This window comes from Sphingomonas sp. CCH10-B3 (assembly GCF_001556185.1).
GTDB classification, from domain to species: Bacteria; Pseudomonadota; Alphaproteobacteria; order Sphingomonadales; family Sphingomonadaceae; genus Sphingomonas; species Sphingomonas aquatica.
Genome location: NZ_LSIJ01000030.1, coordinates 12,913 through 37,684 on the forward strand (window position 1 = coordinate 12,913; position 24,772 = coordinate 37,684).

A 24,772-nucleotide genomic window follows, 5' to 3' on the forward strand; every position below is an offset into this window, starting at 1 on the left:
ACATTATTGTAGTCGAGCAAAATCGATCTCGAATCGACAGGATGGGGATTTGCCATGGCGGGGATATTGAAGAAGGCCATGTGGATTCATGGCCACAGCATGGATATCGAAAACCCCGGCGCGATCGCCAGCACCTGGCGCGCGGGGTTCTTCATCCGCGTGGTCGGCAAGCCGAACACGACCAACTGGTTCCACTTCCACGTGCCCACGCCCGTGATCGTCAAGGACAAGCGGCTGATGGTCGACTCGGCGATGCTGCGGTACCGTAGCGGGTCGAGCAACGCTGCCGTCACCAACGTCCATGTCTTCGACGGCGAGAACCGCATTGCCGCGCACGACGGCCTCGCGCTCAGCCCGCTCACCAATTTCGCATTCCAGCGCTTCGACGTGCCCGGCAAGCCCGATGTGCTGTGGGGCACCGGCGTCACCGTCGGCGTGCGCTTCGGCGGCGGGACGGATGCGCAGCGCACGATCGAGTTTGCCTCGGTCGGGATCGACTTCAATCTCTACCAGACGATCCGGCTGCACCTGAAGATCCTGGCGACGCCGACGATTCCGATCGACACGATGCTGGCGTCGATGCGCTCGGTCTATGAGCCCGCAGGGTTCCGGGTGGTGCGCGCGAGCACCGAGAACCTCAACCTGCCGCTGCTCAACATCTGCGACGTCGGATCGTGCACGCGCGGCAATACGACGGCCGAGCAGAACACGCTGTTCGGCAACCGCAACAATGTCGGCGCGAACGATGTCGTCGTTTACTTCGTCCAGGGCACCAATCCGGTGCTCAACGGTTGCGCCGCGCACCCCAATGGGCGGCCCGGCGCCGTCGTCGCGAGCATCGCCTCACGCTGGACGATGGGGCATGAGGTTGGCCATGTGCTCGGCCTGTCGCACGTCAATAACAACGACCGGCTGATGACGGGCAACGGCACCAGCAACATCACCAATCCGCCGCCCGATCTCGCCGCGAGCGAGATCACGACGATGAACAACAGCCCGCTCACCGTAAATCCATAAGGGGCCGCCGCCATGCCGATGACCGATGAGGAACTGAAATTCGCGCTGGGCAATGAAGAGCCGCAGTACGGCGTGATCGTCGTCCAGCTGACGGCCGCCGACATTCCCCGGCTGCAGGCGCTGGCCGACGGGGGCGACGTGGCGCTTGCGAGCAAAGCGATCTACGTCGCCAGCCTGCTCAAGGAAGACGCCGCGCATCAGATCGTCGCGCGCGCGGCCAAGAGCGGCAACGAGCTGCTCCGTGTCGCGTCGGCGACCGCGCTCCAGAACCTGCCGACGCTGGCGCGCGCGCAAGTTGCCGACACGCTGATCCAGGACCAGAATCCGAGCATATCGAAAATGGTGATCCGCGCGATCGATGCGCCGACGCCGCAATTGCAGCAGCGGCTGCGCGACCTCGAGACCCGTAGCGCCATTCCCGAGCTCAAGGCGCTCGCGCGGCAGAAGCTCGACAACATCAACTGATCGCAATTTGGAGGGAGGCAGATCATGCTCGAACAAGCAATGTGGGCGCATGGCCACAGCATGGCCGTCGAGGTTCCCGCGAACCTCGTGTCGGAATGGCGCGCCGGATTTTTCATCCGCGTGGTGGGCCGGAAGAACAGCACCAACTGGTTTCACTTCGCGATCCCGACATCGGTGATCGTCAACGACAACCGGCTGCGGATCGATTCGGCGATGCTGCGCTTCCGCTCGGGCTCGACGCTGGCGGACGTGACCAACGTCCATGTCTTCGACGGCGAGAACCGGGTGTTTGCCGCCGACAATCTCAATCTGTCGCCCAATGCGCTGGGGTTTCAGCGCTTCACCTTGCCCAACAAGCCCGAAGTATTCTGGGGCGTGGGGGTGACGGTCGGGGTGCGCTTCACCGGCGCGACCGATGCTGCGAACACGATGGAATTCGCCGCCGCCGGGGTCGATTTCCTGCCCTGATCAGGCGCCGAGCTGGCTCGCCAGATCGGTGATGCTGGTGGCCGACCATTCCCAGTCCTGCGCGAAATGCGCGTCCGGGGCAGGGGCGCCGCCATATTCCATCGGGCGGGCGATGAAGGCGGTCTTTAGCCCCACCGCGCGGGCGGCGGCGAGGTCGCTGTGGTGCGCGGCGACGAGGCAGAGTTCGCCGGCTGCGATGCCGAGAATGTTTGCCGTGCCGAGGTACGCGCCCGGCAGCGGCTTGTAGAGGCCGGTCGACTCCGCGCCGAGGATCGTGTCCCACGGAAGGCCCGCACGCCGGGCCATTGCCAGCGTCAGCGCGATATTGCCGTTGGAGAGCGTGACGATCGGCGAGCGCGCCTTGATCCGCGTCAGCCCCGCCACCGCATCGGGCCACGGATCGAGCCGCCGCCACGCCATCGCCAGATCGGCGCGAGTCGCCTCATCCACGTCTACTCCAAGTGCCGCGAGCAGATCGTCGAGCGTCTCGCGGTTGAGGATATCGAGCCGCGTATAGGGCCGCGCGCCGCTGCGGCAGGCCTCCATCGCGGGCTGGTAGCGCGCGCGCCACTGGTCGGCGAAGCTGTGTGGATCGATGCCGGTATCCACTAGCAGGGGAGCGGCCTCGCGCGCGATGCTGGTGCGCCAGTCGACGACGGTGCCGAATACGTCGAACGCGAAAACCTTGACCTCGGACATGATCGGCTCTCCAACTGTGGTGCATAGGGCACGTCGCTGCTTCCAAGGGCGCGGTCAACGGGGGATGATGATGGCGACGACACCGCGCGGCGGGCTGTGGATGGTGGTGCTGGGACTGATCCTGGCGATCGGCGGCGCCTTCTGGGCATCTTCGGTGCAGACCAGCGGCGGCGTGTCGGTCCGCGATATCCGCTTCGCGGCCACCGGCGGCAAGACGATGAGCGCATTGCTCTATGTGCCGCCGGGCGCGAGCGCACAGGCCAAGGCGCCGGGCATCCTCGCGGTCCACGGCTACATCAATTCACGCGAGACGCAGGATGCCTTTGCGATCGAATTCGCGCGGCGCGGTTATGTCGTGCTGGCGATGGACCAGCGCGGCCATGGCTATAGCGACGGCCCGGCCTATGCCGATGGTTTCGGCGGGCCGGCGGGGCTTGCCTATCTGCGCTCGCTGCCGATGGTCGATACCGCCAATATCGGGCTGGAGGGGCACAGCATGGGCGGCTGGACGGTACTCGCCGCCGCTGCCGCGATGCCCGATGCTTACAAGGCGATCCTGCTCGAAGGGTCGTCGACCGGTGCGCCCTTTGCGAAGGAAGGCAGCCCGAACTGGCCGCGCAACCTCGGCCTCGTCTTCAGCCAGTATGACGAATTCTCTAAGCTGATGTGGGGCGTCGACAAGGCCCGCGACATCGGCACGTCGGCCAAGCTGAAGGCCGTGTTCGGCACGACCGAGACGATCGTGCCGCGCAAGCTCTATGGCTCGATCGCCGATGGCACCGCGCGGGTGCTGGCGACGCCGGCGGTGACGCATCCCGGCGACCATATCTCGCCCGAGGCGGTGGCGCGCGCGATCGACTGGTTCTCGGTGACGCTGAAAGGCGCCAAGCCGATCCCGTCCGACGATCAGATCTGGTTCGGCAAAGAGCTGGGCACTGGTTTGGGTTTGGTCGGGTTCGTGCTGGTAGTGCTCGGCACGTTTGACCTGTTGCTCGGCGTCCCGGCGTTCGCACGTCTGCGCGCCGAGCCGGTGGCGGGCAGCGCGCGGCGAGACGGCAAGTGGCGCACCGCCTTCCTGCAGACCGCTTTCCTGCCGATGCTGACGTTCTTCCCTTGCTTCATCGCGGTGTTCCTGCTGGTGCAGCCCAACCCGGTGCTGCCGCAGACGGTGAGCACGCAAGTGGCGCTGTGGCTTCTGGTGGGGGCGGCGGTCAGTTACTGGATCGGGCGCGGGGCGCGCGTTGGGCCGCAGTCGGACTGGGGCCGCTCGATCGCGATTGCAGCGCTTAGCACGGCGGCGGGCTATGCGCTGCTGCTGGTCGTCGACCGGCTGTTCGTCACCGATTTCCGGCTGTGGGTGGTCGCCATCAAGCTGCCGAGCGTGCAGCAATTGCTGATCGCGGCCATTTACGTCGTGCCGATCACTTTCGGCTTCGTCGCGGCGATGCGGACTCTGACTGGACGGCTGACGGTGAAGGGCGACGGCTGGCTCGCGCAATATGGCTGGGCGAAGGCAGCGATGGTGCTCGGCATCGTGCTGCTGCTCGCGGTCGATTACGGCGTGCTCTTCGCGACCGGGCAATTGCCGACCGCGTTCGACCCGCTGACGACGGTGATCGCGATCCAGTTCGTCGTGCTGCTGCCGGTGATCGCCGCGATCGGCATCTTCACTTGGCGGCGCACCGGCAGCCACCGGCCGGGCGCGGTGCTGATCGGGTTGCTGGTGACGCTCTACACCGTGGCGGGGACGGCGACGCAGGGCTGGTAAAGGGCGCTGCCATTTGCCAAGGCGCGCGCATGAGCTTTGCCCTGCCCGGAGTCGATCTCGACGCGTTCGTCGCAGCCACTTTGGCCGAGGATCTGGGGCAGGTGGGCGACATCACCTCGGCTGCCGTCATCCCGGCCGACGCGCGCTTCACCGGCGTGATGGACAGCCGCGATCCGATTGTGGTGGCGGGGCTGGGGATTGCTGAGGCCTTCTTCCGCGCGCTCGACCCCGAGGTGCGGATTGAGGCGCTGGTCGCTGATGGTGACAAGGTCGCGGCGGGCACTGATCTGCTGCGACTGGAGGGGAAAGCGCGCGCGCTGCTGACGGCGGAACGCTCGGCGCTCAACACGGTGCAGCATCTGTCGGGCATCGCAACAATGACGCGCGGCTATGTCGAGGCGATTGCGGGGACCGGCGCCACCTTGCTCGACACGCGCAAGACGATCCCCGGGCTGCGCGTGCTGGAGAAATATGCGACCCGCATGGGCGGCGCGACCAATCACCGCATGGGGCTGTGGGATGCGGCGATGATCAAGGACAATCACGTCGCGGTGGCGGGCTCGGTCGGCGAAGCGGTGCGGCGCGCGGTCGCGGCGGGGATCGAACGCATCATCGTTGAGGTCGACCGGATCGACCAGATCGCCCCTGCGCTCGACGCTGGCGCCACCCATCTGCTGCTCGACAATATGCCGCCGCCGGTGCTGCGTGAGGCGGTCGCGCTGGTCGCCGGGCGCGTGCCGACCGAGGCCTCGGGGGGCGTGCGGCTCGACACGATCCGCGCGATTGCGGAGACGGGCGTCACCTTCATCAGCGTCGGGCGGCTAACGCAAAGCGCGCCCGCCGCCGACATCGGTCTCGATTTTTCAGCCGCTTGAGCCGCGCGAGCCGGGCGCTATGATGCGGCAACACTAAGGGGAACTACCATGGACCGGCCCGCATCGATCGTTCGCTTCGAACAATTTTATCTCGGCCATATCGTGGTCGGGCTGGTGGGGTCGTCGATCGCCCTGTTCGGCAGCGACAATCCGGCGCTGGCGCAGGCCAATGAGACCGTCGGCCCGTGGCTGTTGCCCGCGACGCTCGGGCTGGGGGTGCTGACCCAAGCGCTGCTCTGGTATTTCATCAGCCGCAAGGGGGCAGTGGTCGCGAAATGGATTCTCGTGGCGCTGACCGCGCTTAACTTGCTTGGCGCCATGTTTCTGCTGTTCGGGCTGGTGACCGGCTTTGGCGCCGAATCGCGCAGCCTCGTCGGCACGCTTTGCAGCCTAGGCGCCTCGGCATTGCTGATCGCGGCGGTCGCCATGATGTTCCGGCCCGACACCCCCGCCTGGTTCGGTGAAGCGGCGCCCGCAGCGTGATCCGCCTCGCGCTTACACTCGCCGCGCTTGCGCTGCCGTCCTTGGCGCAGGCGCAGGCCTATAGCTGCGCCGTCCCGGCCAAGCTGCCGCGCCCGCGTCCCGATTTGCCGACGCCAGCACAGCCCAAGCGCGTGGTGCCGATCGGCGGCTATACGCTCGCGATCTCTTGGGCCGCGCAATATTGCCATAACAACGGCAGCGACGCGTCGGCCAAGTTCGAATGCGGCAGCGGCAATCGCTTCGGCTTCACGCTGCACGGGCTGTGGCCCGATGGTGAGGGCCCCGAATGGCCGCAATATTGCCGCGCGACGGGCATCGTTCCCGCGCCGGTGATCCGTGGTCAGCTCTGCGCCACCCCTTCGGCGCAGCTCATCCAGCATGAATGGGCCAAGCACGGGACCTGCATGAGCCGGACCCCCGCCGACTATTTCGCCAGGTCGTCGCGCCTTTATACGGCGCTCCGCTATCCCGACATGGTGGCGCTGTCGCGGCGCGATGGCCTGACCGCTGGCGATGTCGCCAAGGCGGTGGCAGGCGCCAACCGCGGCATGGCCGCCGACATGATGCGGATCACCGCCAATAAATCGGGCTGGCTTGAAGAGGTCTGGCTCTGTCTCGACAAACAGTTCCGCTACGCGACCTGCCCGGCGCACCAGGGCGGGCTGGCGGCGGACGCGCCGATCAAGATCTGGCGGGGGGCTTCACGTCGATAGTCACGCTCGCCGGATGATGCTTGTCGAGGTGGCGTTTGATGATCTTCAGGTTGCGCGTGTTCGACCGGAAGAAGAAATCGGGGATCGCGCCGACGAACGGGATCAGCCCCAGCCCGAAGTCGATGCCCACATTCGCCGCCATCCGTGTCATCTGCCAGCGCGACATGCCGAGATTGCGCGCTTCCCAAATCATATAGGCGCCCATCGCGGCGGCGACTGCGTCGCCCGCTACCGGCACCAGATCGAGAATTACGTCGAGCCCGATCCGGCGATTGAGCCCGGGGATTTTGACCAGCCCTTCCATCAGATGTTCGAGCGCCTCAACGCGCTGCCGCACCGACGTGGGGTCGTCCTTCAGTGCCAGCGCCTCGGCGAACCGGGCGACGGTTTCGGGATCGATGCGGGACGTGCGACCGGTCATCATTGCCTCTCGTTACGCAGCGCATTCAACGAATGCCACGCGCGGCTGTTCCCCTGCCATTTCGCCAGCCGCAGCGCGACCAGGCTCCAGCGCAGCGGCCGCGCGATCGGGATATAGGCACCGTCCTCGGTCAGTGCCACATCGGCCTCCGCCAGCCGTGCCGACCGGCTCGCCATATCGGGTGCATCGCGCGCTGCGTCGATCTTGGCGGCGACATCGGGACTGCACGGCTGGCATGCGGTGCCGAGGTACCATCGCGCGCTGTCATAGGGGGCAACCGCATCGATCAGCCGAAGGTCGGCATTGGCGTTGATGGGCACGCGCTGGGGCTCGATCCCGATCGAGCGCAGCGACGCGCCGACGAAGCCGAACAGGATCGTCGCACCCGGTCCCTTGGGCAGGGCGATCCGCAGCACCGGTGGGCCGTCATGCTCGGCGTGCCAGCGCGCGACGCGGGCGCGGGCCCCTTCGCGTCGCGCCGCCGGGTCGAGCTTCACCCAGCTCGGCACGGTTGGCGAACTTCCCGAATCAAGCTTTTCGGGCAGCAGCCGCTCATCGGCGGTCCAGCCCGGCGCATAGGCGGCAACCAGTGCGGCGCGGTCGATCGCCTGCGCGACCGCGAGCCGGTTCTGGACATCTCCGAGGAAACCGTCGCGATTGACGACGGCAAGGCCGAACAACCCCGCTGCAGGGTCGATGCGCAGATTGGCGGGCGCAACCGACACGCTTGCCAGCAGCGGCCAGTCAAGAAAGCTGCCGCCCGTCACCATGTCCGATTCGCGCGCGATGAAGCGCAGAATCGCGCGCGAGGCGCGCTCGCCATAAAGCTGGACCGACTGCTCCGGGCCGGGCTCTTCAATGTCCTGCGCCGCCGCGCGTACCGGATCAAACGCCGGGCGCAGCATCACCCAATTGCGACCGCGCGCGCGGACACGAAACGGGCCGCTGCCCGCGGGGGGATGAAGCTTGAACATCGCCAGTTCGGGCTGCGCAAACAGCTTCAGCAAATCGGGGCGCGGTCGCGACAGGCGGATTTCGATGACTTCGGGCGTCATTTCGACAACTTCGTCGATCGCGGTCAGGAACGGCCGCAGCGGGTTGCGCGACTCGCGCCCGATCGTCCGCTTCAGGATCGCGACGACATCGGCGGCCTGCACGCGCTTGCCATCGCTCCATTCGGCGTCGCGCAGCCGGAAGACATAGCTGAGGCCATTGTCGAGCACCGTCCAGCGCTCGGCGAGCCCTGGTGCGATCTGGCCGCTGGCATCGAAGCGGACGAGGCCTTGCGCGATCGAATCGGTCATCAGTCGTGATGGCAGGTCCGCCGTACCGCGCGCCGGATCAATCAGCACAGGCGGCTTGCCGATCGCGCTGACGATCACCGGACCGCGATCGGCGCGGCGGTCGCACCCCGCCACCGCAAGCAGGATAGCGGCGAGGGAGAGGGCAGGGCGGAATCGGCGCATCGCGGTTCTAATGCCACGCGGGCGCGCCCGGGGCTATGGTGCGGACGGCGGGACTTGAACCCGCATTTCCATAGGAAGACAGATTTTAAGTCTGCTGCGTCTACCGATTTCGCCACGTCCGCGGCGCGGCAACGCAAGCCCAGCCGCGCGGCGGCGTCAAGCGGTGACGCGCACGCCGACTACATGTTGAGCCGCTGGCGCATTTCCTTGCCGGGCTTGAAATAGGGCACGCGCTTCGCGCTGACATCGACAAGGTCGCCGGTGCGCGGGTTGCGGCCGGTGCGCGCGCTGCGCGCCCGCGTGCTGAAGGCGCCGAAGCCGCGCAGTTCGACGCGACCATCGGCAGCGAGCTGCGCCGAAATTTCATCGAAGAAAGTGGCGACGATGGCCTCGATATCGCGTGGGGTGAGGTCGCGATTTTCCGCGACCAAACGTTGAACCAACTCCGACCGAATCATGTGCGCCTCCCCGCAATCCCTACGAGTGACGGCTATCATTCGAGTTAGACTCGCCCCCTGATAACGCTGTCACTCACCTCACACAGGTTTAAGCCCTACATATGGCACTGTAAAAGCCATAAATGGGGCGACAGCGTACCATCGCCCCATTTTGGGTATCATCAGCCCTTGTCGGCGTTCCGCGCCTTGAGCGCCTCGCCGAGAATATCGCCGAGCGACGCGCCCGAATCGGACGAGCCATATTGCGCGACGGCTTCCTTCTCTTCGGAAATCTGCATCGCCTTGATCGAGAAGGTCGGCTTCTTCGACCGGTCGAAGCCGGTCACCATCGCGTCGAACTTCTGGCCGACCTGGAAGCGCTCCGGACGCTGTTCGTCACGGTCGCGGCCCAGATCGGTGCGCTTGATGAAGCCAGTTGCGCCAGCATCGCCGACCTGCACTTCGAGGCCCGCATCGCGGACTTCGAGCACGGTGACGGTGACGATCGCATTCTTGGCGAGGCGCGCGCCGTCGCCGACAGGCGCCGATCCGGTTGCGGCACCCGCGACCGGGCCACCGCGCTCGAGCTGCTTCATGCCGAGCGAAATACGCTCCTTCTCGGCGTCGATGTCGAGCACGACCGCCTTCACCATCTCGCCCTTGCGGTGCAGGTTGAGCGCATCCTCGCCCGAAATGCCCCAGGCGATGTCCGACATGTGGACCATGCCGTCGACGTCGTTGTCGAGGCCGATGAACAGGCCGAATTCGGTTGCGTTCTTGACTTCGCCTTCGACAGTCGAGCCGACCGGGTGAGCCTCGGCAAAGGCTTCCCACGGATTGGCCTGCGCCTGCTTGAGGCCGAGCGAAATGCGGCGCTTTTCGGCGTCGACTTCGAGAACGATGACATCGACTTCCTGGCTGGTCGATACGATCTTGCCGGGGTGGACGTTCTTCTTGGTCCAGCTCATTTCGGAGACGTGGACCAGGCCTTCGATGCCCGCTTCGAGTTCGACGAAGGCACCATATTCGGTGATGTTGGTGACGCGGCCCGACAGCTTGGCGCCGATCGGGTACTTGACCATCGCGCCATCCCACGGATCGCTCTCAAGCTGCTTCATGCCGAGGCTGATGCGCTGCGTGTCCTTGTTGATGCGGATGATCTGGACGCGCACGGTCTGGCCGATTTCGAGCACTTCGCTCGGATGCGCGACACGCTTGTAGCTCAAGTCGGTGACGTGGAGCAGGCCGTCGATGCCGCCCAGGTCGACGAAGGCGCCGTAATCGGTGATGTTCTTGACGACGCCGTCGATCACCTGGCCCTCCGCCAGCGACAGGATCAGGCCCGAACGCTGCTCGGCGCGGGTTTCCTCGAGGATCGCGCGGCGCGAGACGACGATGTTGCCGCGCTTGCGGTCCATCTTCAGGATCTGGAAGGGCTGCGGGATGTCCATCAGCGGGGCGACGTCGCGCACCGGACGGATATCGACCTGCGAACCCGGCAGGAAGGCGACGGCGCCGTTGAGGTCGACGGTGAAGCCGCCCTTGACGCGGCCGAAGATGACGCCTTCGACGCGGGCGTTCTTGGCGAATTCGGCTTCCAGCGTGTCCCACGCGGCCTCGCGGCGGGCGCGGTCGCGCGACAGCATCGCTTCGCCGTGGACGTTTTCGACGCGGTCGACATAGACTTCGACTTCGTCGCCGACCTTCAGATCGGCCTTCTGGCCCGGCATCGCGAATTCGCGCAGCGGAACGCGGCCTTCGGACTTCAGCCCCACATCGATGACGGCGAGATCATTCTCGATCGCGGTAACGGTGCCCTTGACGACGCGGCCCTCAAAGCCGTCTGCATCACCGAGCGTTTCTTCCAGAAGTGCCGCGAAATCGTCGCGCGTGGGGTTTGCCGAAGAGGCCATAAAGTGTCGTAATCCCAAGTCAGTTTCCGGCCAGCCGGTTGTCTCCGGCGGTCTTTGGCCATGTTGCCGCGACGGCCGAATGCCGGGCGCAGCATCCCGGGGACGGGCGACGCGGAAGAGCCTAGACGCACAAAAGCGAAAAGGGCGCAGGAGTGCAGGACTCCGCGCCTTCTTCCGCGAGCACCTGCCCGCTGGACGGGGGCGCCATAGCGCATAGGGGGCAGCGAGGCAAGGCGCGGCGGTTGCCGCGGCGGCGGGCTTGTCTATAGCGGCTTTGGTCTTGCGGAAGGGAAGCGACATGCGCTGGTTCGGACGGACTTTGGGGTTGGTCGCTGTGCTGGCGATCGGCGGCACGGCACCTTCGCAGGCAATCGACGATCCGCTGACGCGCCCGATCTCACCCGATTTTGCTGCGCGCTGGCTCGCGCCACAGCCGCCCAAGCGCATTTACGGCAACACCTATCTGGTCGGCTTCCGCAAGATGAGCGTGGCGCTGATCGATACCGGCGCGGGGTTGATCCTTGTCGATGCCGCGCTGCCGCAGACAGTGACGGCGGTCGAGGCCAACATTCGCGCGCTCGGTTTCAAGCTGCGTGACGTGAAGCTGATCCTGAGCACCGAGCCGCATTACGACCATGCCGGCGGCCTCGCCGCGCTCGCCCGCGATACCGGCGCGACTGTCGTCGCAAGCTCGCCCGCCGCGCGCGTCCTGCGCACCGGCAAGCCCGACGCCGAGGATCCGCAGTTCGGCCAGCTGCCGGCGCAGCCCGCGGTGACCGGCAAGCTGCGCGTCGTGCGTGACGGCGAGGCGATCAGGCTCGGCAAGGTGATCGTGACGGCCGTGGCAACGCCGGGCCACACGGCAGGGAGCATGAGCTGGCGCTGGCAGTCATGCGAGCGCGGACGCTGCCTGAACATGGTCTTTGCTTCCAGCCTTAACCCCGTGTCGGTCGACGGCTATCGATTCTCCGACCCGGCGCATGCCGCCTGGGTCGCAGCCTTCCGGCGGACGATCGCGCGAGTCGGTGCATTGCCGTGCGACATCCTGTTCACCGCGCACCCCGACAATTCGGGCAGCGACACCAAGTTCGCCGCGTTCGAGGCGCGACCGGTGCCCAACCCGTTCATCGATTCCGGTGCCTGCCGTGATCTGGGTGCCCGCTATGTGAAAATCCTCGACGATCGGCTGGCGAGCGAGGCGACGCCAAGGTCCTAGAAGTTTGACCTAGGATTTCCGCCCGATCCGCTCCTCGACCAGCGCGATCGCGCGCTGGATGCTTGCTTCGATCGACAGGAAGCTGGTGTCGAGCAGGGCGGCATCATTGGCAACCACCAGCGGCGCGGTTGCGCGCTGGCTGTCGCGCAGGTCGCGGGCGCGGATGTCGGCGAGCACCTTGTCGATGCTGATTTCCTGCCCGCGCGCGCGCAATTCGGCATGGCGACGCCGCGCGCGGATATTGGGGGTCGCGCGCACGAACAGCTTGGCATCGGCATGGGGAGTGATCACCGTGCCGATGTCGCGCCCGTCGAGCACCGCGCCGCCGGGCTGGTTCGCGAAGCGCTTCTGCCGCGCCATCAGCGCCGCCCGGACCAGCGGATGCGCCGAGACGATCGAGGCCGCCTTGCCGACGACATCGTCGCGCAGGGCATCGTCGTGCAACATGCCTTCGTCGAAATCGCATGAGGCGACGCCATCGGCCTCGATCGTGGGGTCGAGCTCATGCCGCATCAGGTTGAGCGCGACGGCGCGATAGAGCAGCCCGGTGTCGAGATGCGGCAGGCCATAATGGCGGGCAAGCGCTCGCGCGATCGTGCCCTTGCCCGATGCTGCGGGTCCGTCGACGGCGATGATCATGCGTCACTCAAGGCCATCGCGGCCCAGCCCGTCAAGCAGGTCGAGAAAGTCGGGAAAGCTCGTCGCGATCGGCGCCGCATCGTCGAGCGTGACAGGCGCGCGGCAATTGAGCGCAGCAATGGCGAGGCTCATCGCGATCCGGTGGTCGAGCAGCGTCGCGATCGTGGCGCCGCCCGCAAGCGCTTCGCCGCCAGTACCAGTGATCGCGAGGCCGTCGGGGAATTCCTCCACCTGCGCGCCGATCGCGCGCAGCGCGCTTGCCATTGCAGCGATCCGGTCCGATTCCTTGACGCGCAGTTCCTCGGCCCCGCGCGCGACCGTGCGCCCGGCAGCAAAAGCGGCGGCGACGAACAGCGCCGGATATTCGTCGATCATGCTCGGGGCGAGTTCGGCGGACACTTCGATGGCCTTCAGCGGCGCGTGGCGGACGATCAGATCGGCGACGGGCTCGCCGCCGACGATGCGCGGCTGAGCCTCGCTGATGTCGGCGCCCATCATCTTGAGCGCGGTGATCAGGCCGGTGCGCGTCGGATTGAGCCCGACGTTGCCGATCACGATTTCCGATCCTTCGACAATCGATGCGGCGACCATGAAAAAGGCAGCGGACGACGGGTCGCCCGGCACGACGATGTGTTGCGGCGACAGTTCGGCTTCACCCTCGATCGCGATCAGCCGGCCCTGCGGCGTTTCCTCGACGGTCAGCCTGGCACCGAAGCCCGCCAGCATGCGTTCGCTGTGGTCGCGGGTCGGCACTGGTTCCAGCACACGGGTGATGCCGGGTGTGTTGAGACCGGCGAGCAGCACGGCCGACTTGACCTGCGCCGATGCAACCGGAAGCGTGTAGGCGATCGGCACCGCCGGGCACAGTCCGCGCACCATCAGCGGCAACGTGCCGCCGGGGCTGGCCGTGATGTCGGCGCCCATCTGCGCGAGCGGGGCGATCACCCGCTGCATCGGGCGCTTCGACAGCGAGGCGTCGCCGATGAAAGTGGCGGTAATCGGGTGGCTGGCGACGAGGCCCATCAGCAGCCGCGTCGAGGTGCCCGAATTGCCCATGTCGAGCGCTTGTTGCGGCTGGAGCAGCCCGCCGACGCCGACGCCATCGACGGTCCACACCCCGTCATCGCCGCGCACGATCGTCGCACCCATTGCGCGCAGCGCGGCGGCGGTCGCCAGCACGTCCTCGCCCTCCAGCAGGCCCTCGATCCGGCTGGTGCCGACCGCGAGGCTGGCGAACATCAGCGCGCGGTGGCTGATCGACTTGTCGCCGGGGACAGTAATCGTACCGCGCAATGGCGCGCGGCGGGCGATGGTGCAGGGGGCGGGGCTGGTCGTCACGGAGCGCGGCTTTGACAGCGCGCTTGCGCTATGGCAAGGCGCCCGCCACTTTGCAGGTATCAACCTGACGATATCCCATATGAAAGGTCACCGATGGTGAAACCGGAATGGGGCACGAAGCGGACGTGCCCGAAATGCGCCACGCGTTTCTATGATCTTGGCAAGGACGATCCCGTCGCCTGCATCGAATGCGGTCACACTTGGGAACCCGAGCCGATCCTGAAGTCCAAGCAGCCGCTGCCGTTCGACGCGCCCAAGGCGGCGGTCAAGGTCGATGACGATGATCTCGCCGATGCAGCCGAGGATCTGGACATCGCCGGCGACGACGAAGAGCCCTCACCCGACGATGAAGTCGATCTGGGCGGCGACGACGATCTCGGCGTCGAAACCGGCGGCGACGAAGAAGAACGTTAAGCAAATAACGTTAACCGGGGCGGTCTAGACCGCTTGCAAAGGAAGCGTCGTCCCGATATGGGCGACGCCTTCCCGCCGGAGATGGGGCCGTAGCTCAGCTGGGAGAGCGTCGCAATGGCATTGCGAAGGTCAGGGGTTCGATCCCCCTCGGCTCCACCATCCATCCGGTTCGCGTGAAAAAAGAAGGCCGACGGGTTTCCCCGCCGGCCCTCTTTTTTGGTCGGTGCGCGGCGTTCAGAACCGCGTGCGCACCCCGGCGAAGACATAGCGCCCGACACCCGACACCGGATAGGCCGAACTGGCGAGGTAAGGCTGAAGATCGGTCAGATTGTTGACCCCGGCATAGAAGCTGAACTTCTTGTTGACCTCGATGCCGACCGACAGGTTCTGGACGTAATAGTCCGGCGCGAACCCCGCATTGCCGAATTCGGCCTGGATGCGCTCGATCTGGATCACGCCGGCTGCCGCCGTGCTTTGAATATATTGCAGGCTGTAGTTGAGCGACAGCGGCCCGCGGCTGACATTGGCGGTGACCACGCCCGAGAATTCGGGGACGCTTTGTTCGCGCAGCGCGGGATTGACCAGATTCGGGTTGCCCGGATCGAAGAAGCGATCGACCTTCTCGGTCCAGTTGCCACTGACCCCCAGATTGACTTTGGTCGAAGCGCCGATGTTGAAGTTATAGTTGACCGAGAAATCGATGCCCGAGGTTTCGATCCGCCCGAAATTCAGCTGCGTCTGTTGCAGGAAGTTGAAGCCGAACGTCGCCGGTCCCGCCGCCGGTCCATTGCGTCGGAACAGCGCGCAGAACTGGTTCGGGAAAGTGATGTTGTCGTAACAGGTGTTGACGATGTCCTGCGCGCTGACGGCCGAAATCGCGTCGTTGATCCGGATCGAATAATAATCCGCCGACAGCGTCAGCCCGCGCACCCAGCGCGGCTGGATCACCGAACCGACCGACCAGGTCGTCGCAGTTTCGCGGCGCAGGTTCGGGTTGCCGCCGCTGGTGCCCGAGAAGCGCCCGGTCAGCGGATCGTTGTAGGTGGCAAGGAACTGCGCCGGGTTGGGAATGCCCAGTGCCGTCGCCGCCGCCAGACAGTTCGCGGCGCGATTGGGGTTGAGGCCGCGGTTGACGAGGTCGCACGGGTCCGATGGGCGGAACGTTGCGCCCTGTGCCGGGCTGAACAGCTCGGCGATGTTCGGCGCACGGATCGCGCGGGCATAGGTGCCGCGGAACCGGATGTCGCGGACCGGCGCATAGACCGCGTTGACGTTCCAGGTGAAGGTGCCGCCCACGGTCGAATAATCGGCGTAGCGACCGGCTGCGCCCACCGTCAGTTCATGCGCGAACGGCGTGTCGCGCAGCAACGGCAGCCGCAATTCGCCGAACACTTCCTTCACGTCGAACGCGCCGCCGGTGTTGAGCGTGCGAGTCGACGGGTCGAAGATCAGCTGCTGGTTGGCGGAAATGCTGCCGATGAAAGTGCCGGCAGGGCCTGCTGGCGACCCGGTCGGCAGCAACCCGAGTTCGAGATCGCTGAAGCGCGACGATGATGTTTCGCGGCGATATTCGAACCCGGCTGAAAACTGCGGGGCGCCGCCCGGCAGATTGAAGAAGCCGCCGGTATCGCCGGTTACGGTCGCGGTGATCACCGTTTGCGTCAGCCGGAAGTTGTCGGTCGTCGGCTGGGTGATGAAGTTCACGCCTTCCTGACTGACCGAATTGACGCCGTTGAACAGCGTGACCGGGCGGCACTGGCCATCGCCGGGGCGGAAAGTGAAGAAGCCGCCTTCGATGAACGGGAAAGTTTCCGAGCCGACATAGGGCACGTTGCTGATGTCCGAGCGGCAGATCGGCCGCCCGCCGGGCCCGCGCACCACGTCGATCGCGGCGAACAACCGGTCGTAGAGTACCGAATTGCTCTGCGTGATCTTGTTGTCGGTGCGACCATAGTTGCCAGTGACGTCGTACCTCAGGTGCGGCGTGATTTCGCCACGCACGCCCGCGACGATCCGATAAGTGTCGCGGTTCGCCGTCTGGATGTTCGGCCCCAGATCGAGGAAGTCGCGACTGATACGCAAGCCACCCGCCGCATTGGCTTCACCCTGCAACACGGCCGGGATGAAGGGGTTGTCGGGCAGAATCAGCAATGAATCGTAGAAAGTGTTGTAATTGTTGCGCGAAACCGTGTTGTTGCGCGTGTATTTGGCGTCGATGAAGACTTCGGCGGCGGGCGAAAACTCGAACCGCGCGCGGAAATTGCCGTAGAAGCGCTCGCTGCCCGGGGTCAGCGACGTCTCGTTGGTGCGTTCGACCGCACCGTCGCCGCCAAACTGGTTCTGGCCGGTCGAAATGATGCCGTCCTGGAAAATGCGGACACCACCGCCCGGGGTCGAGACGTAGCAGCCACCGCCGCCGAAGCCGGTCCAGCCAACGTAGCTTTCATTACAGTCGCGAATGCCGTTGTTGTTGATGTCGGTCGTGAACAGGCCGAAATCGGCGCGGAAGATCAGGCCTGCATTCGAGCTGATGCCGAACACCGGCTGCGCGCCGATCACGAACGCTGACGAATTGGCAGCACGGTCGATCAGCGCCTGCTCGGCGGCCGTTGGGGTGCGACCGGGGAACAGCGCCTGAAACGCGGCAAGCGTCGTCGGGATGGTCGGGCCGAAACTGATCCGCGTGGTGCGCGGCCCCGGGCCGCCGACGCGGAAATAGCTTGCGAAATTGGGCGTTGTGGCGGCGTTGATGTCGCCGACCTGGAAGCGCCGCGCCGGGTTGGAATAGGTGGTCGAATTGTTGCCGCGCCCGTTGTTGGCGGTGAAGTCGCGGTCGCCGAGCAACACTTCATTTTCGTTGGTGTAGCCGCCCGCGATGGTGATGTTCCCGCGTCCGCCGGCAAAGTTCAGCCCATAGGCGGCATCGATGCGATAGCTCGCGCCATCGCCGCGATCCGACACGCCCGCCTGTGCATCGACCGTGAGGCCCTTAAAATCGCGCTTCAGCACATAGTTGACCACGCCGGTCACCGCGTCGGCGCCGTAAATTGCCGACGCGCCGCCGGTCAGCACGTCGACGCGGTCGATCAGGCCGGCGGGGATGGTCGACACGTCGACGGTCTGCGTGCCGGCGACGCCCGAGACGTGGCGCTGACCGTCGATCAGCACCAGCGTGCGGTTCGACCCGAGCTGTCGCAGGTTGAGCGTTGCCTGGCCGGTGCCACCACCCCCGCGCTCGATCGAATCGGCGACGGTGCCCGAGGAGATGAGTGCGGGAATCTGGCGGAGCGTTGCGGTCACATCGGTGGCACCCGCTGCGCGAAGTTGATCGGCGGTAACCGAGCTGACGGGCAGCGGCTCGGTCGCATTGGGATCGAGCTTCAGGCGGCTGCCCGTGACAACCACCTCTTCGCTATCGGCGGGCTTGGCGTCGCCGCCGACGGGCGCCGTCTGCGCCCAAGCCGGTGCCGCGCAAACAAGCACCCATGCCGATGCCCCGGCCAGCACCACTGCTTTCAATTTCATACGAAACCAACCCCCTCAACATTGCAAAATTACAACATAGAGGCTGAAATAAGTTTCATTATTTTGCAACTGCACCACGCGGTGCGAGTTGGCGTACTGCGGAAAATTTCGCAGGCGTGACATTATTGCGACACTGCAACTATTGCGCTAACGCTGGGGCGGCTTGGTCACGGGCCGATCGCCGTTAGCGGCGCGGGTTGGGGCCATGAACAGGATGCGCATCAGCGTATCGCCGGGATCGCGCAGCGGGTCGGTTGCAATCGAGCTGACCCAGCCTGACTGTGGCGCCGTCAATGTCTCTAGCGTGCGGCCGAACGGATCGGCAAGCGTAGCAACCGTCTGACCCTTGGCGACGCGGTCGCCCAGATCGACCAGCAGCGCCGCATAGCCGCCCCGGCTGGTGCGGACGGTTGCAAGCGAATCGCCGATGATTGGGTCCTTCGTGCGTAGCGGCGCGCTGCCGGGGGCGAGCATTTTCATGTCGACCATCAGCCGCAGCAGGCCATCGACCGCGCGGCCAATCACCACGCGGTCGAACATTTCGGGCCGGTTGAGTTCGAGCGTGATGGCGGGCACGCCGCTCTTCAGCATTTCGGTTTCGACCGTCCCCTTGATGCCGGGGTCGAGCTTGATCATGTCGGGGCCGATCAGCTCGGCAATCTCGCGCGCGCGCGGCGACCCTGCAAAGGCGTACATCGGATAAGCGGTGCCGCGCGACTGGGTGTGCAGGTCGATCGCGGTGTCGGCATTGGGGCGCATCAGCTGCGACCAGAGTCGTGTGGCATAGCGATCGGCACGGTCGGTGCTTTTGGGATCGCCGGGCATGATCCGGTTGAGATTTTCGCCGTCGCGCCCGTCGCCCGGCGTGAAGGCCCGCGTGTGGTGGAGCAGGCCCGGCGTGTTGAGCCCGGGGATGGCGATGATGCTGCCGCTCAGCGCCGCCGGATCGATCCGGTTGACGAGCCGGTGGATGACATCGACACCGTTCAGTTCGTCGCCGTGGATCGCAGCGGTCAGCAGCAGCTTCGGCCCCGGCTTCGCGCCGCGCACGACGACGACGGGCACATACCAGCCCTGGCCGATCGCATTGTCGGTGACGCGGAACCAGAAGCGGTGGACTTGGCCCGGCGCGAGATCGGCAACGTCGAGCTTGTCGATCACCGGCGTCCCGTCGACGCGGTCGCCGGTGAGCACCGTTTGCGCTTGCGCCGGCAGCGCAAGCAACAGCGCAGCCAGACCAAGGGCGCGCGACAAGGCGAGAGAGCGAGCGATGTCGCTTCCTAAAGCGAGCGCGGGTCGAAACGCAACGGCGTGTCGAAAGTGTGTTGCGTCAATAACACGGACGTGGAATAATCTGTCGGTACTGCGACGCTTTGGGGAAATGCATCATGCTAAGGCGCACGAAGTTGGCGATTGCCTTGCTCGCCGGATGGATCGCAGGGCAGTCAGTCGCGCAAAAGCAGGCGCCCGCGCCTGCTCGTCCCGCCACTCTGATCCGCGGTGCCACTGTTTTCGACGGCACGCGCAGTCTGGGCCGTCACGATGTCCTGATTCGCGGCGACCGCATCGTCGCGATCGATCCGCGCACAAAGCCCGCCCCCGATACCCGCATCATCGATGGCACGGGCAAGACGCTGCTACCGGGGCTGATCGATGCGCATGTCCATGCCTTTCAGGCGCTCGACGATCCATTGCTGTTCGGGGTGACGACGCAGCTCGACATGTTCATGCCGCCCGAGGCGGTCAAACCGGTGCGGGAGCGGATGGCGCGCCGCGCCAATGATCGTGCGGCGGACCTGTATTCGGCGGGCTATCTGGCGACCGTGCCAAATGGGCATGGGACAGAATATGGCCTGCCGGTGCCGACGCTGACCACACCGGCAGAGGCTGATGCCTGGGTTGCCAAGCGCGTCGCCGAGGGGTCAGACTATATCAAGATTGTGATTGAGCCCGGCACCACCGTCGGGCGTCCCTGGCCAACTCTCGATGCGGCGACGGTCAAAGCGCTGGTGGCCGCAGCGCACAAGCGCGGTAAACTTGCCGTGGTCCATGCGCAAAGCCTTGCCAGCGCAACCGAAGCCGTAGAGGCAGGCGCGGACGGGCTGGCGCATCTGTTCATCGATCAGGATGGCGGCGCGGCCTTTGCCGCGCTGGCAAAGAAGCACGGCATTTTTGTTGTGCCGACGTACACCGTTTTTGAGGGTTTTGCCGGGCGACCGGGCACGGCGACGATGCTCGATCAGCCCGGGCTAGCGGGTCTGCTGCCCAAGGCAACCGTCGAAGGCCTGCGCCGGCGCATGGGGAACGACCGGACCGCGAAGCTCGACGCCATCTATGCTGCCAATATCACCGCGCTTGCCAAGGCCGGTGTGCCGATCCTCGCGGGCACCGACTCAGGGAACCCTGCAACCTGGTACGGTATCAGTCTGCACCGCGAGCTTGATCTGCTTGTGAAGGCCGGACTGACGCCGGTGCAGGCGCTGAACGGCGCGACGGCGGCGACAGCCAAGGCTTTTCGCCTCGCCGATCGCGGGCGGATCGCGCCGGGGCTGAAGGCCGATCTGCTGCTGGTCGACGGTGACCCGACGGTCACGATCACCGATATTCACCGGATCAACGAGATTTGGAAGGATGGCCGCTCGGCGAACGATCTGCGGGCTACCCGCCGCGCCGAAGTCGCGCAGGCGGCGGCAGCGCCAAAGCCGGGAGCCGCCGCCTTGCCCGCCGATGGACGGATTGCCAGCTTCACCACAGCTGGCGGCAAGGTCGCGGTTGGCGCGCCCTTCGGCATCGGTTGGAGCCCATCAACCGATTCGATGGCAGGCGGCAAGTCGACGGTCACACTCGCCCCCGGCGCGACGGCGCCCAATGGCCAACCCGGCTTGCTGATGGCCGGGACGCTCACCAGCGACTTTATCGCGCCCTGGGCCGGCATCGCCTTTCTGCCGGGTGCGCAGCCGATGGCGCCTGTCAGTTTGGCGCCAGCGCGCGCGATCCGCTTCTGGGCGCGGGGGGAGGGCAAGAGCTTTGCCATCATGGGCTTTTCGTCGGCGACCGGCCAACGTCCGGCGGTCGCGTCATTCTCGGTCAGCCCGGAGTGGCGTGAAGTGACGGTCCCGTTTACCGAGCTGAGGCGCTTTGACGCCGCCGAGGCGACACTGCTGTTGATCGTCGCCAACCAGCAGCCGGGGCCGTTCCGGATGGAGGTCGCGGACATCCGGCTGGTGCGGGAATAGAGGGCGGCGAGACCGTCCCGAAGCTGGACGGCGCTTAACCACTTTTCGCGGCTACCAAAGCGTAAACGGCGCGTTAACTTCGCTGCCATGCGCACTGACGTTCTTGTCGCCAATCCTGCCGCCCGCCACCCGATGCGGCGGATGATTCGCCCGCCCGCGCCGGCGGCGGAGGCAAAGCCGAGCAGCGACGATCAGGACCTGAAGCTGTTTGCGCTCAGCTTCACGGCCTTCTTCATCTGCATCTACAGCCTGATTTTCTAGGCCGCGTTCAGTCGCAGAGCTGGTGCAGCCGCCATGCGAGCCAGGCAGCGACCGGCGACATCGCCGCGACCAGCAGGATCGTATTTTCCGGCTGGAGACCCGCAACGCCCAGCCCGATCACCACCAGCGTGCCGCAGGTCATCGCACCGGCATTGACGATGTTGTTGGCGGCGACGGTGCGGGCGGTCTCGTCCTTGCCGACGGTTGTCGTCAGGAAGGCATAGAGTGGCACCACGAACATGCCGCCAGTGACCGCAATCGCCATCAGCGCCGCGATCACTGCCCAGCCCATCGGCAATGCGAGGAAGGGCATGATCGCATAGAGCGTGCCCGGCGGGGCGGGCGTCCAGGCACGGCACAGCGCCGAGAAAGCGATCACGCACAGCCCCATCGCGATCACCGACTGCGGCGCATATTTGGCTGAGGTGTGCCCGCCGAGCAGCGCATTGATTGCCACCGACCCGACCGCAACGCCGATCGAGAACAGCGCGATGACCAGCGTGGTCACGGCTTCGTCGGCGGTCAGCACATTCTTTACCAGCGCCGGGAAGACGACGATCAGTACGGCGCCCATCGACCAGAAAAAGCTGATCGCGCAGATCGCCATGAACAGCCGTGGGATGTGCATCGTCGCACTGACGACGCGCCACGATGCCGTTAGCGGGTTGTAGGCGACCTTGAGAACGGGGCCGAGCCGGGGCGCGGGCGGCACCAACATCGCCGTCAACCAACCGACCACCGCGATCGCCAATACCGCCACCACCGTGATCTCGGCCGGCAGCTTCGCCAGCACGCCCGCCATCACCGTGCCCGACAGGATCGCCAGATACGTTGCCGCCTCGACCAGCCCGGTGCCGCCCAGCACTTCGTCGGCGTGAAGATGCTGCGGCAGAATCGCATATTTGATCGGGCCGAAGAATGTCGAATGGATGCCGAGCCCCAGCACCGCGAGCAGCATCAGCGCAATGCCGGCCGTCGAATAGCCGGCATGCGCGATCAGCAGCCCGGCCGAACCGACGATCATGATCAGGATTTCGGCGGTCTTGACGATGCGGATGATCCGCGCCTTGTCATGCGTATCGGCCAATTGCCCCGACAGCGCCGACAGCAGAAAGAAGGGCAGCACGCCAAACGCGGTCGCCAGCGCGTTGAAATTCTGTTCCATCTTGGCGTCGTTGTAGATCTGATAGGTCGCGAACAGGACCATCGCCGTCTTGAACAGATTATCGTTGAACGCGCCGAGGAACTGGGTGACGAACAGCGGTAGGAAGCGGCGCTCTTTGAGTAGCCCGAGCGCATTCAGCATGACAAGTTTCGGAACCTTTATGGCGGTTGTGTGAACGCCGCATAGCCGAGGTCGCGCAAATGCGGCAATCGGTTTCGTTGCAGCGGCAATGTCGGCGCTTTCAAGCCGGGACGGTCGCGGCTAGAGCGGGGCAGTGTTGACCCTGCCCAACCTCCTGACACTCAGCCGTATTGCTGCCGTGCCGCTGCTCGCGCTACTGCTGTGGTGGCCGGGCTGGAGCCTTGGCTATACGGCGGGATTCGCGCTTTATTGCGTGTGCGGCGCGACCGATTATCTCGACGGCTATCTCGCGCGCGCGCAGGGCGCGGTGTCGAAGCTCGGCATTTTCCTCGACCCGATTGCCGACAAGATCATGGTGGCGGCGGTCATCCTGATTCTGGTCGCAGTGCGCGCGATCGACGGCGTGCACGTGATCGCCGCGCTGATCATCCTGCTGCGCGAAATTGCGGTATCGGGCCTGCGTGAATTTCTTGCCGGGCTGCAGGTGTCGGTACCGGTGTCGATGCTGGCGAAGTGGAAGACGACGCTGCAGATCGCGGCGCTCGGCACGCTGATTCTCGCCGGTGCGTTGCCGGGCGTCGCGTGGATCTGCACGGTCGGACTCGCGGCCTTGTGGCTGGCAGCGGTGCTGACGTTGGTGACGGGCTATGATTATCTGCGCGTCGGCTTGCGGCACATGGACTGACCGACATGATGATCGAGATGCTCTATTTCGCGTGGGTGCGCGAAGCGATCGGAACGGGTGCCGAGCGGGTAACGCCCCCCGCTGGAGTGGCGACCGTCGCCGCGCTGATCGATTGGCTGAGCGCGACGAGCGAAGGCCATGCGCGCGCCTTTGCTGACCGCGGTCGGCTCCGCGCCGCGATCGACCAGCAGTTCGTGCCGCTCGACACCGCCATCGTCGGCGCGCGCGAAGTGGCGATCTTTCCCCCGGTGACGGGCGGATGATCCGCGTCGTCGTTACTGACGCGCCGCTCGACGCGGCGGCAGAGCTTGCAGCGCTCGAAGTGGCGGGCGCGGGCGGCGTCGCGAGCTTCACCGGGCTGGTTCGCGCCGACGATGGCGTGACCGCGCTCGAGCTGGAGCATTATCCCGGCGCGACCGAAGCGGCGCTGAGCGCGCTCGCCGAGCAGGCGCGCGACCGCTGGGCGTTGTTGGCGACAGTGGTCGTGCACCGCGTCGGGCGGATGGTGCCTAGCGACCGAGTGGTGTTTGTCGGCACGGCCGCTGCGCACCGCCAAGCGGCGCTGGAGGCCTGCGCTTTCCTGATCGACCGGCTGAAAACCGAAGCGCCGTTCTGGAAACGGGAAGTGTTGCCCGATGGCGCGCGCTGGGTCGAAGCTCGCGCCACCGACGATGACGCCGCCGCGCGTTGGGCCGATCCGATAGCGGACCGGCCCGCTTCCGCTTAGTCCAGCTTCGGGATCAGCACGCCGTTGATGACGTGAACGACGCCGTTCGACTGGCGCACGTCGGCGATCTCGACATAGGCGGGGTTGCCGTTCGAATCGGTGAGCTTGACCGCGCCGCCGTCGAGCTCGACCGTCAGCGGCTGGCCTGCGACCGTGGTCAGCACGGTCTTGCCGCCGCCCGCCTTGATCATGTCGAGCAGTTGCAGCCCGCTGATCGACCCCGGCACGGCGTGATAGGTCAGGATCTTGGTCAGCGTCGGCTTCGATTCAGGCTTCAACAGCGCATCGACCGTGCCCGGGGCGAGGCGGCCAAAAGCGTCATTGGTCGGCGCGAACACCGTGAACGGGCCGGGGCCAGCCAGCGTTTCGGCCAGCCCGGCCGCCTTCACCGCGGCGACCAGCGTGGTCAGGTTGGGCGCTGCCGAGGCGTTGTCGACGATCGTCTTGGTGTCGAACATGTCGGCGCCGCCGACCTTGGGATTGGGCGCTGCGGCGGGCGCGGTCGTGGGAGCAGGCGCCGGGTTCGGCTGAGCCTGCAGGGCGATCGGCGCGGCAGCGAGCGACAGAATCGAAAAAAGCATTGCTTACTCCGTAAGGGGTTCAGCTCGCGACCGGACAGCGAGCTCCTGTCAGATACGAGTTCAAGACAGTTTGGTTGCAATTTTGCGGCAACGCAAGATCATCGCTGCAGCGCGGCACG

The 24,772-nt window shown here is 65.8% G+C and carries 25 protein-coding genes and 2 tRNA genes; 15 read left to right on the forward strand and 12 right to left on the reverse strand.

Annotation, left to right across the window (positions count from 1 at the left end):
• Positions 1–54: 54 nt before the first annotated feature.
• From AX672_RS06900 to AX672_RS06910, 3 genes are read left to right on the forward strand one after another with little or no spacing between them, the layout of a single operon-like run.
• A complete protein-coding gene (locus tag AX672_RS06900) occupies positions 55–1,017 on the forward strand; it encodes a DUF6623 family protein (protein WP_202189265.1) in 963 nt (320 codons plus the stop codon).
• Between the two features lie 12 nt (positions 1,018–1,029).
• Positions 1,030–1,482, forward strand: a complete 453-nt coding sequence (locus AX672_RS06905) for a hypothetical protein (RefSeq protein ID WP_168727373.1) — start codon at positions 1,030–1,032, stop codon at positions 1,480–1,482.
• A 24-nt stretch (positions 1,483–1,506) separates the two neighbouring features.
• On the forward strand, positions 1,507–1,950 hold the full coding sequence (locus tag AX672_RS06910; RefSeq protein WP_066650289.1) for a DUF6623 family protein: 444 nt from the start codon (positions 1,507–1,509) through the stop codon (positions 1,948–1,950).
• Here the strand turns inward: AX672_RS06910 and AX672_RS06915 are convergent, their stop codons facing one another.
• Entirely contained in the window at positions 1,951–2,649 is a 699-nt protein-coding gene (locus AX672_RS06915; RefSeq protein ID WP_066650292.1) for a haloacid dehalogenase type II, read from the reverse strand.
• A 70-nt stretch (positions 2,650–2,719) separates the two neighbouring features.
• Here AX672_RS06915 and AX672_RS06920 point away from each other — a divergent pair, with 70 nt between their 5' ends.
• Genes AX672_RS06920 through AX672_RS06935 form a run of 4 tightly spaced genes read left to right on the forward strand, consistent with a single transcriptional unit; the run spans position 2,720 to position 6,488 of the window.
• Positions 2,720–4,417, forward strand: coding sequence for an alpha/beta hydrolase family protein (locus AX672_RS06920; RefSeq protein ID WP_082730431.1), 1,698 nt, complete (start codon positions 2,720–2,722; stop codon positions 4,415–4,417).
• Positions 4,418–4,446: 29 nt separating this feature from the next.
• A complete protein-coding gene (gene nadC / locus AX672_RS06925) occupies positions 4,447–5,292 on the forward strand; it encodes a carboxylating nicotinate-nucleotide diphosphorylase (protein ID WP_066650294.1) in 846 nt (281 codons plus the stop codon).
• A 48-nt stretch (positions 5,293–5,340) separates the two neighbouring features.
• Positions 5,341–5,775, forward strand: a complete 435-nt coding sequence (locus AX672_RS06930) for a hypothetical protein (RefSeq protein ID WP_066650296.1) — start codon at positions 5,341–5,343, stop codon at positions 5,773–5,775.
• Entirely contained in the window at positions 5,775–6,488 is a 714-nt protein-coding gene (locus tag AX672_RS06935; protein ID WP_066650403.1) for a ribonuclease T2 family protein, read from the forward strand. The genes AX672_RS06930 and AX672_RS06935 overlap by 1 nt, the downstream gene beginning before the upstream one ends.
• Here AX672_RS06935 and AX672_RS06940 read toward each other — a convergent pair.
• The 5 genes from AX672_RS06940 to rpsA all read right to left on the reverse strand — a co-directional run bounded on the left by AX672_RS06940 (position 6,457) and on the right by rpsA (position 10,725).
• Positions 6,457–6,909 (reverse strand): DUF4112 domain-containing protein, encoded by a 453-nt coding sequence (locus tag AX672_RS06940; RefSeq protein ID WP_082730432.1) that lies wholly within the window; start codon positions 6,907–6,909, stop codon positions 6,457–6,459. The two genes, AX672_RS06935 and AX672_RS06940, sit on opposite strands and share 32 nt — an antisense overlap.
• The gene (locus AX672_RS06945; RefSeq protein ID WP_066650297.1) at positions 6,909–8,375 is read right to left on the reverse strand and encodes an ABC transporter substrate-binding protein; all 1,467 of its coding nucleotides are present in this window, start codon (positions 8,373–8,375) and stop codon (positions 6,909–6,911) included. Before AX672_RS06945 ends, AX672_RS06940 begins: the two co-directional genes overlap by 1 nt.
• Before the next feature lie 36 nt (positions 8,376–8,411).
• Positions 8,412–8,497, reverse strand: a tRNA-Leu gene (locus tag AX672_RS06950).
• 57 nt (positions 8,498–8,554) lie between these two features.
• Positions 8,555–8,833 carry an integration host factor subunit beta gene (locus tag AX672_RS06955; protein ID WP_082730425.1) on the reverse strand — a complete coding sequence of 93 codons (279 nt, stop codon included), beginning with the start codon at positions 8,831–8,833 and terminating at the stop codon, positions 8,555–8,557.
• Positions 8,834–8,994: 161 nt separating this feature from the next.
• Positions 8,995–10,725 carry a 30S ribosomal protein S1 gene (gene rpsA, locus AX672_RS06960; RefSeq protein ID WP_066650301.1) on the reverse strand — a complete coding sequence of 577 codons (1,731 nt, stop codon included), beginning with the start codon at positions 10,723–10,725 and terminating at the stop codon, positions 8,995–8,997.
• A 298-nt stretch (positions 10,726–11,023) separates the two neighbouring features.
• Between rpsA and bla the strand changes: the two genes are divergently transcribed.
• Entirely contained in the window at positions 11,024–11,941 is a 918-nt protein-coding gene (gene bla / locus AX672_RS06965) for a subclass B3 metallo-beta-lactamase (RefSeq protein ID WP_066650302.1), read from the forward strand.
• A 9-nt stretch (positions 11,942–11,950) separates the two neighbouring features.
• Here bla and cmk read toward each other — a convergent pair whose 3' ends face one another.
• Positions 11,951–12,580, reverse strand: coding sequence for a (d)CMP kinase (gene cmk / locus AX672_RS06970; protein ID WP_066650304.1), 630 nt, complete (start codon positions 12,578–12,580; stop codon positions 11,951–11,953).
• 3 nt (positions 12,581–12,583) lie between these two features.
• Positions 12,584–13,918 (reverse strand): 3-phosphoshikimate 1-carboxyvinyltransferase, encoded by a 1,335-nt coding sequence (gene aroA, locus AX672_RS06975; protein WP_066650305.1) that lies wholly within the window; start codon positions 13,916–13,918, stop codon positions 12,584–12,586.
• Positions 13,919–14,011: 93 nt separating this feature from the next.
• Here aroA and AX672_RS06980 point away from each other — a divergent pair, with 93 nt between their 5' ends.
• Both AX672_RS06980 and AX672_RS06985 read left to right on the forward strand, forming a co-directional pair.
• A complete protein-coding gene (locus AX672_RS06980) occupies positions 14,012–14,332 on the forward strand; it encodes a TIGR02300 family protein (protein ID WP_066650307.1) in 321 nt (106 codons plus the stop codon).
• Between the two features lie 83 nt (positions 14,333–14,415).
• A tRNA-Ala gene (locus AX672_RS06985) sits at positions 14,416–14,491 on the forward strand.
• A gap of 75 nt (positions 14,492–14,566) precedes the next feature.
• Here the strand turns inward: AX672_RS06985 and AX672_RS06990 are convergent.
• The gene (locus AX672_RS06990) at positions 14,567–17,857 is read right to left on the reverse strand and encodes a TonB-dependent receptor domain-containing protein (RefSeq protein ID WP_066650312.1); all 3,291 of its coding nucleotides are present in this window, start codon (positions 17,855–17,857) and stop codon (positions 14,567–14,569) included.
• A 147-nt stretch (positions 17,858–18,004) separates the two neighbouring features.
• Positions 18,005–19,111, reverse strand: coding sequence for a succinylglutamate desuccinylase/aspartoacylase family protein (locus tag AX672_RS06995; RefSeq protein WP_066650314.1), 1,107 nt, complete (start codon positions 19,109–19,111; stop codon positions 18,005–18,007).
• Between the two features lie 152 nt (positions 19,112–19,263).
• Here AX672_RS06995 and AX672_RS07000 point away from each other — a divergent pair, with 152 nt between their 5' ends.
• Both AX672_RS07000 and AX672_RS18850 read left to right on the forward strand, forming a co-directional pair.
• Positions 19,264–21,093: an amidohydrolase family protein gene (locus AX672_RS07000; RefSeq protein WP_066650315.1), complete on the forward strand. Its 1,830-nt coding sequence runs from the start codon at positions 19,264–19,266 to the stop codon at positions 21,091–21,093.
• An 87-nt stretch (positions 21,094–21,180) separates the two neighbouring features.
• Positions 21,181–21,354 (forward strand): hypothetical protein, encoded by a 174-nt coding sequence (locus AX672_RS18850; protein ID WP_202189266.1) that lies wholly within the window; start codon positions 21,181–21,183, stop codon positions 21,352–21,354.
• A gap of 7 nt (positions 21,355–21,361) precedes the next feature.
• On the opposite strand, the gene AX672_RS07005 is transcribed toward AX672_RS18850, so the two are convergent.
• On the reverse strand, positions 21,362–22,660 hold the full coding sequence (locus AX672_RS07005) for an MFS transporter (protein ID WP_066650316.1): 1,299 nt from the start codon (positions 22,658–22,660) through the stop codon (positions 21,362–21,364).
• 133 nt (positions 22,661–22,793) lie between these two features.
• Here AX672_RS07005 and pgsA point away from each other — a divergent pair, with 133 nt between their 5' ends.
• Genes pgsA through AX672_RS07020 form a run of 3 tightly spaced genes read left to right on the forward strand, consistent with a single transcriptional unit; the run spans position 22,794 to position 24,072 of the window.
• On the forward strand, positions 22,794–23,345 hold the full coding sequence (gene pgsA, locus AX672_RS07010; protein ID WP_066650318.1) for a CDP-diacylglycerol--glycerol-3-phosphate 3-phosphatidyltransferase: 552 nt from the start codon (positions 22,794–22,796) through the stop codon (positions 23,343–23,345).
• A gap of 5 nt (positions 23,346–23,350) precedes the next feature.
• Entirely contained in the window at positions 23,351–23,608 is a 258-nt protein-coding gene (gene moaD, locus AX672_RS07015) for a molybdopterin converting factor subunit 1 (RefSeq protein ID WP_066650320.1), read from the forward strand.
• Entirely contained in the window at positions 23,605–24,072 is a 468-nt protein-coding gene (locus AX672_RS07020; protein WP_066650323.1) for a molybdenum cofactor biosynthesis protein MoaE, read from the forward strand. The genes moaD and AX672_RS07020 overlap by 4 nt, the downstream gene beginning before the upstream one ends.
• Here the strand turns inward: AX672_RS07020 and AX672_RS07025 are convergent.
• Positions 24,069–24,653, reverse strand: a complete 585-nt coding sequence (locus AX672_RS07025) for a fasciclin domain-containing protein (protein ID WP_066650326.1) — start codon at positions 24,651–24,653, stop codon at positions 24,069–24,071. The genes AX672_RS07020 and AX672_RS07025 overlap by 4 nt on opposite strands.
• Positions 24,654–24,772 lie beyond the last annotated feature (119 nt).

What these genes read in the sequence shown, in the direction of transcription:
- AX672_RS06905 (WP_168727373.1), top strand. Translation starts at nt 1,030, where the DNA reads ATGCCGATGACCGATGAGGAACTGAAATTCGCGCTGGGCAATGAAGAG.
- AX672_RS06900 (WP_202189265.1), top strand. Translation starts at nt 55, where the DNA reads ATGGCGGGGATATTGAAGAAGGCCATGTGGATTCATGGCCACAGCATG.
- AX672_RS06920 (WP_082730431.1), top strand. Translation starts at nt 2,720, where the DNA reads ATGGCGACGACACCGCGCGGCGGGCTGTGGATGGTGGTGCTGGGACTG.
- AX672_RS06990 (WP_066650312.1), bottom strand. Translation starts at nt 17,857, where the DNA reads ATGAAATTGAAAGCAGTGGTGCTGGCCGGGGCATCGGCATGGGTGCTT.
- rpsA (WP_066650301.1), bottom strand. Translation starts at nt 10,725, where the DNA reads ATGGCCTCTTCGGCAAACCCCACGCGCGACGATTTCGCGGCACTTCTG.
- cmk (WP_066650304.1), bottom strand. Translation starts at nt 12,580, where the DNA reads ATGATCATCGCCGTCGACGGACCCGCAGCATCGGGCAAGGGCACGATC.
- AX672_RS06945 (WP_066650297.1), bottom strand. Translation starts at nt 8,375, where the DNA reads ATGCGCCGATTCCGCCCTGCCCTCTCCCTCGCCGCTATCCTGCTTGCG.
- AX672_RS18850 (WP_202189266.1), top strand. Translation starts at nt 21,181, where the DNA reads ATGCGCACTGACGTTCTTGTCGCCAATCCTGCCGCCCGCCACCCGATG.
- AX672_RS06930 (WP_066650296.1), top strand. Translation starts at nt 5,341, where the DNA reads ATGGACCGGCCCGCATCGATCGTTCGCTTCGAACAATTTTATCTCGGC.
- bla (WP_066650302.1), top strand. Translation starts at nt 11,024, where the DNA reads ATGCGCTGGTTCGGACGGACTTTGGGGTTGGTCGCTGTGCTGGCGATC.
- AX672_RS06940 (WP_082730432.1), bottom strand. Translation starts at nt 6,909, where the DNA reads ATGACCGGTCGCACGTCCCGCATCGATCCCGAAACCGTCGCCCGGTTC.
- AX672_RS07025 (WP_066650326.1), bottom strand. Translation starts at nt 24,653, where the DNA reads ATGCTTTTTTCGATTCTGTCGCTCGCTGCCGCGCCGATCGCCCTGCAG.
- AX672_RS07020 (WP_066650323.1), top strand. Translation starts at nt 23,605, where the DNA reads ATGATCCGCGTCGTCGTTACTGACGCGCCGCTCGACGCGGCGGCAGAG.
- moaD (WP_066650320.1), top strand. Translation starts at nt 23,351, where the DNA reads ATGATGATCGAGATGCTCTATTTCGCGTGGGTGCGCGAAGCGATCGGA.
- AX672_RS06915 (WP_066650292.1), bottom strand. Translation starts at nt 2,649, where the DNA reads ATGTCCGAGGTCAAGGTTTTCGCGTTCGACGTATTCGGCACCGTCGTC.
- AX672_RS07005 (WP_066650316.1), bottom strand. Translation starts at nt 22,660, where the DNA reads ATGCTGAATGCGCTCGGGCTACTCAAAGAGCGCCGCTTCCTACCGCTG.
- AX672_RS06955 (WP_082730425.1), bottom strand. Translation starts at nt 8,833, where the DNA reads ATGATTCGGTCGGAGTTGGTTCAACGTTTGGTCGCGGAAAATCGCGAC.
- AX672_RS06980 (WP_066650307.1), top strand. Translation starts at nt 14,012, where the DNA reads ATGGTGAAACCGGAATGGGGCACGAAGCGGACGTGCCCGAAATGCGCC.
- AX672_RS06910 (WP_066650289.1), top strand. Translation starts at nt 1,507, where the DNA reads ATGCTCGAACAAGCAATGTGGGCGCATGGCCACAGCATGGCCGTCGAG.
- nadC (WP_066650294.1), top strand. Translation starts at nt 4,447, where the DNA reads ATGAGCTTTGCCCTGCCCGGAGTCGATCTCGACGCGTTCGTCGCAGCC.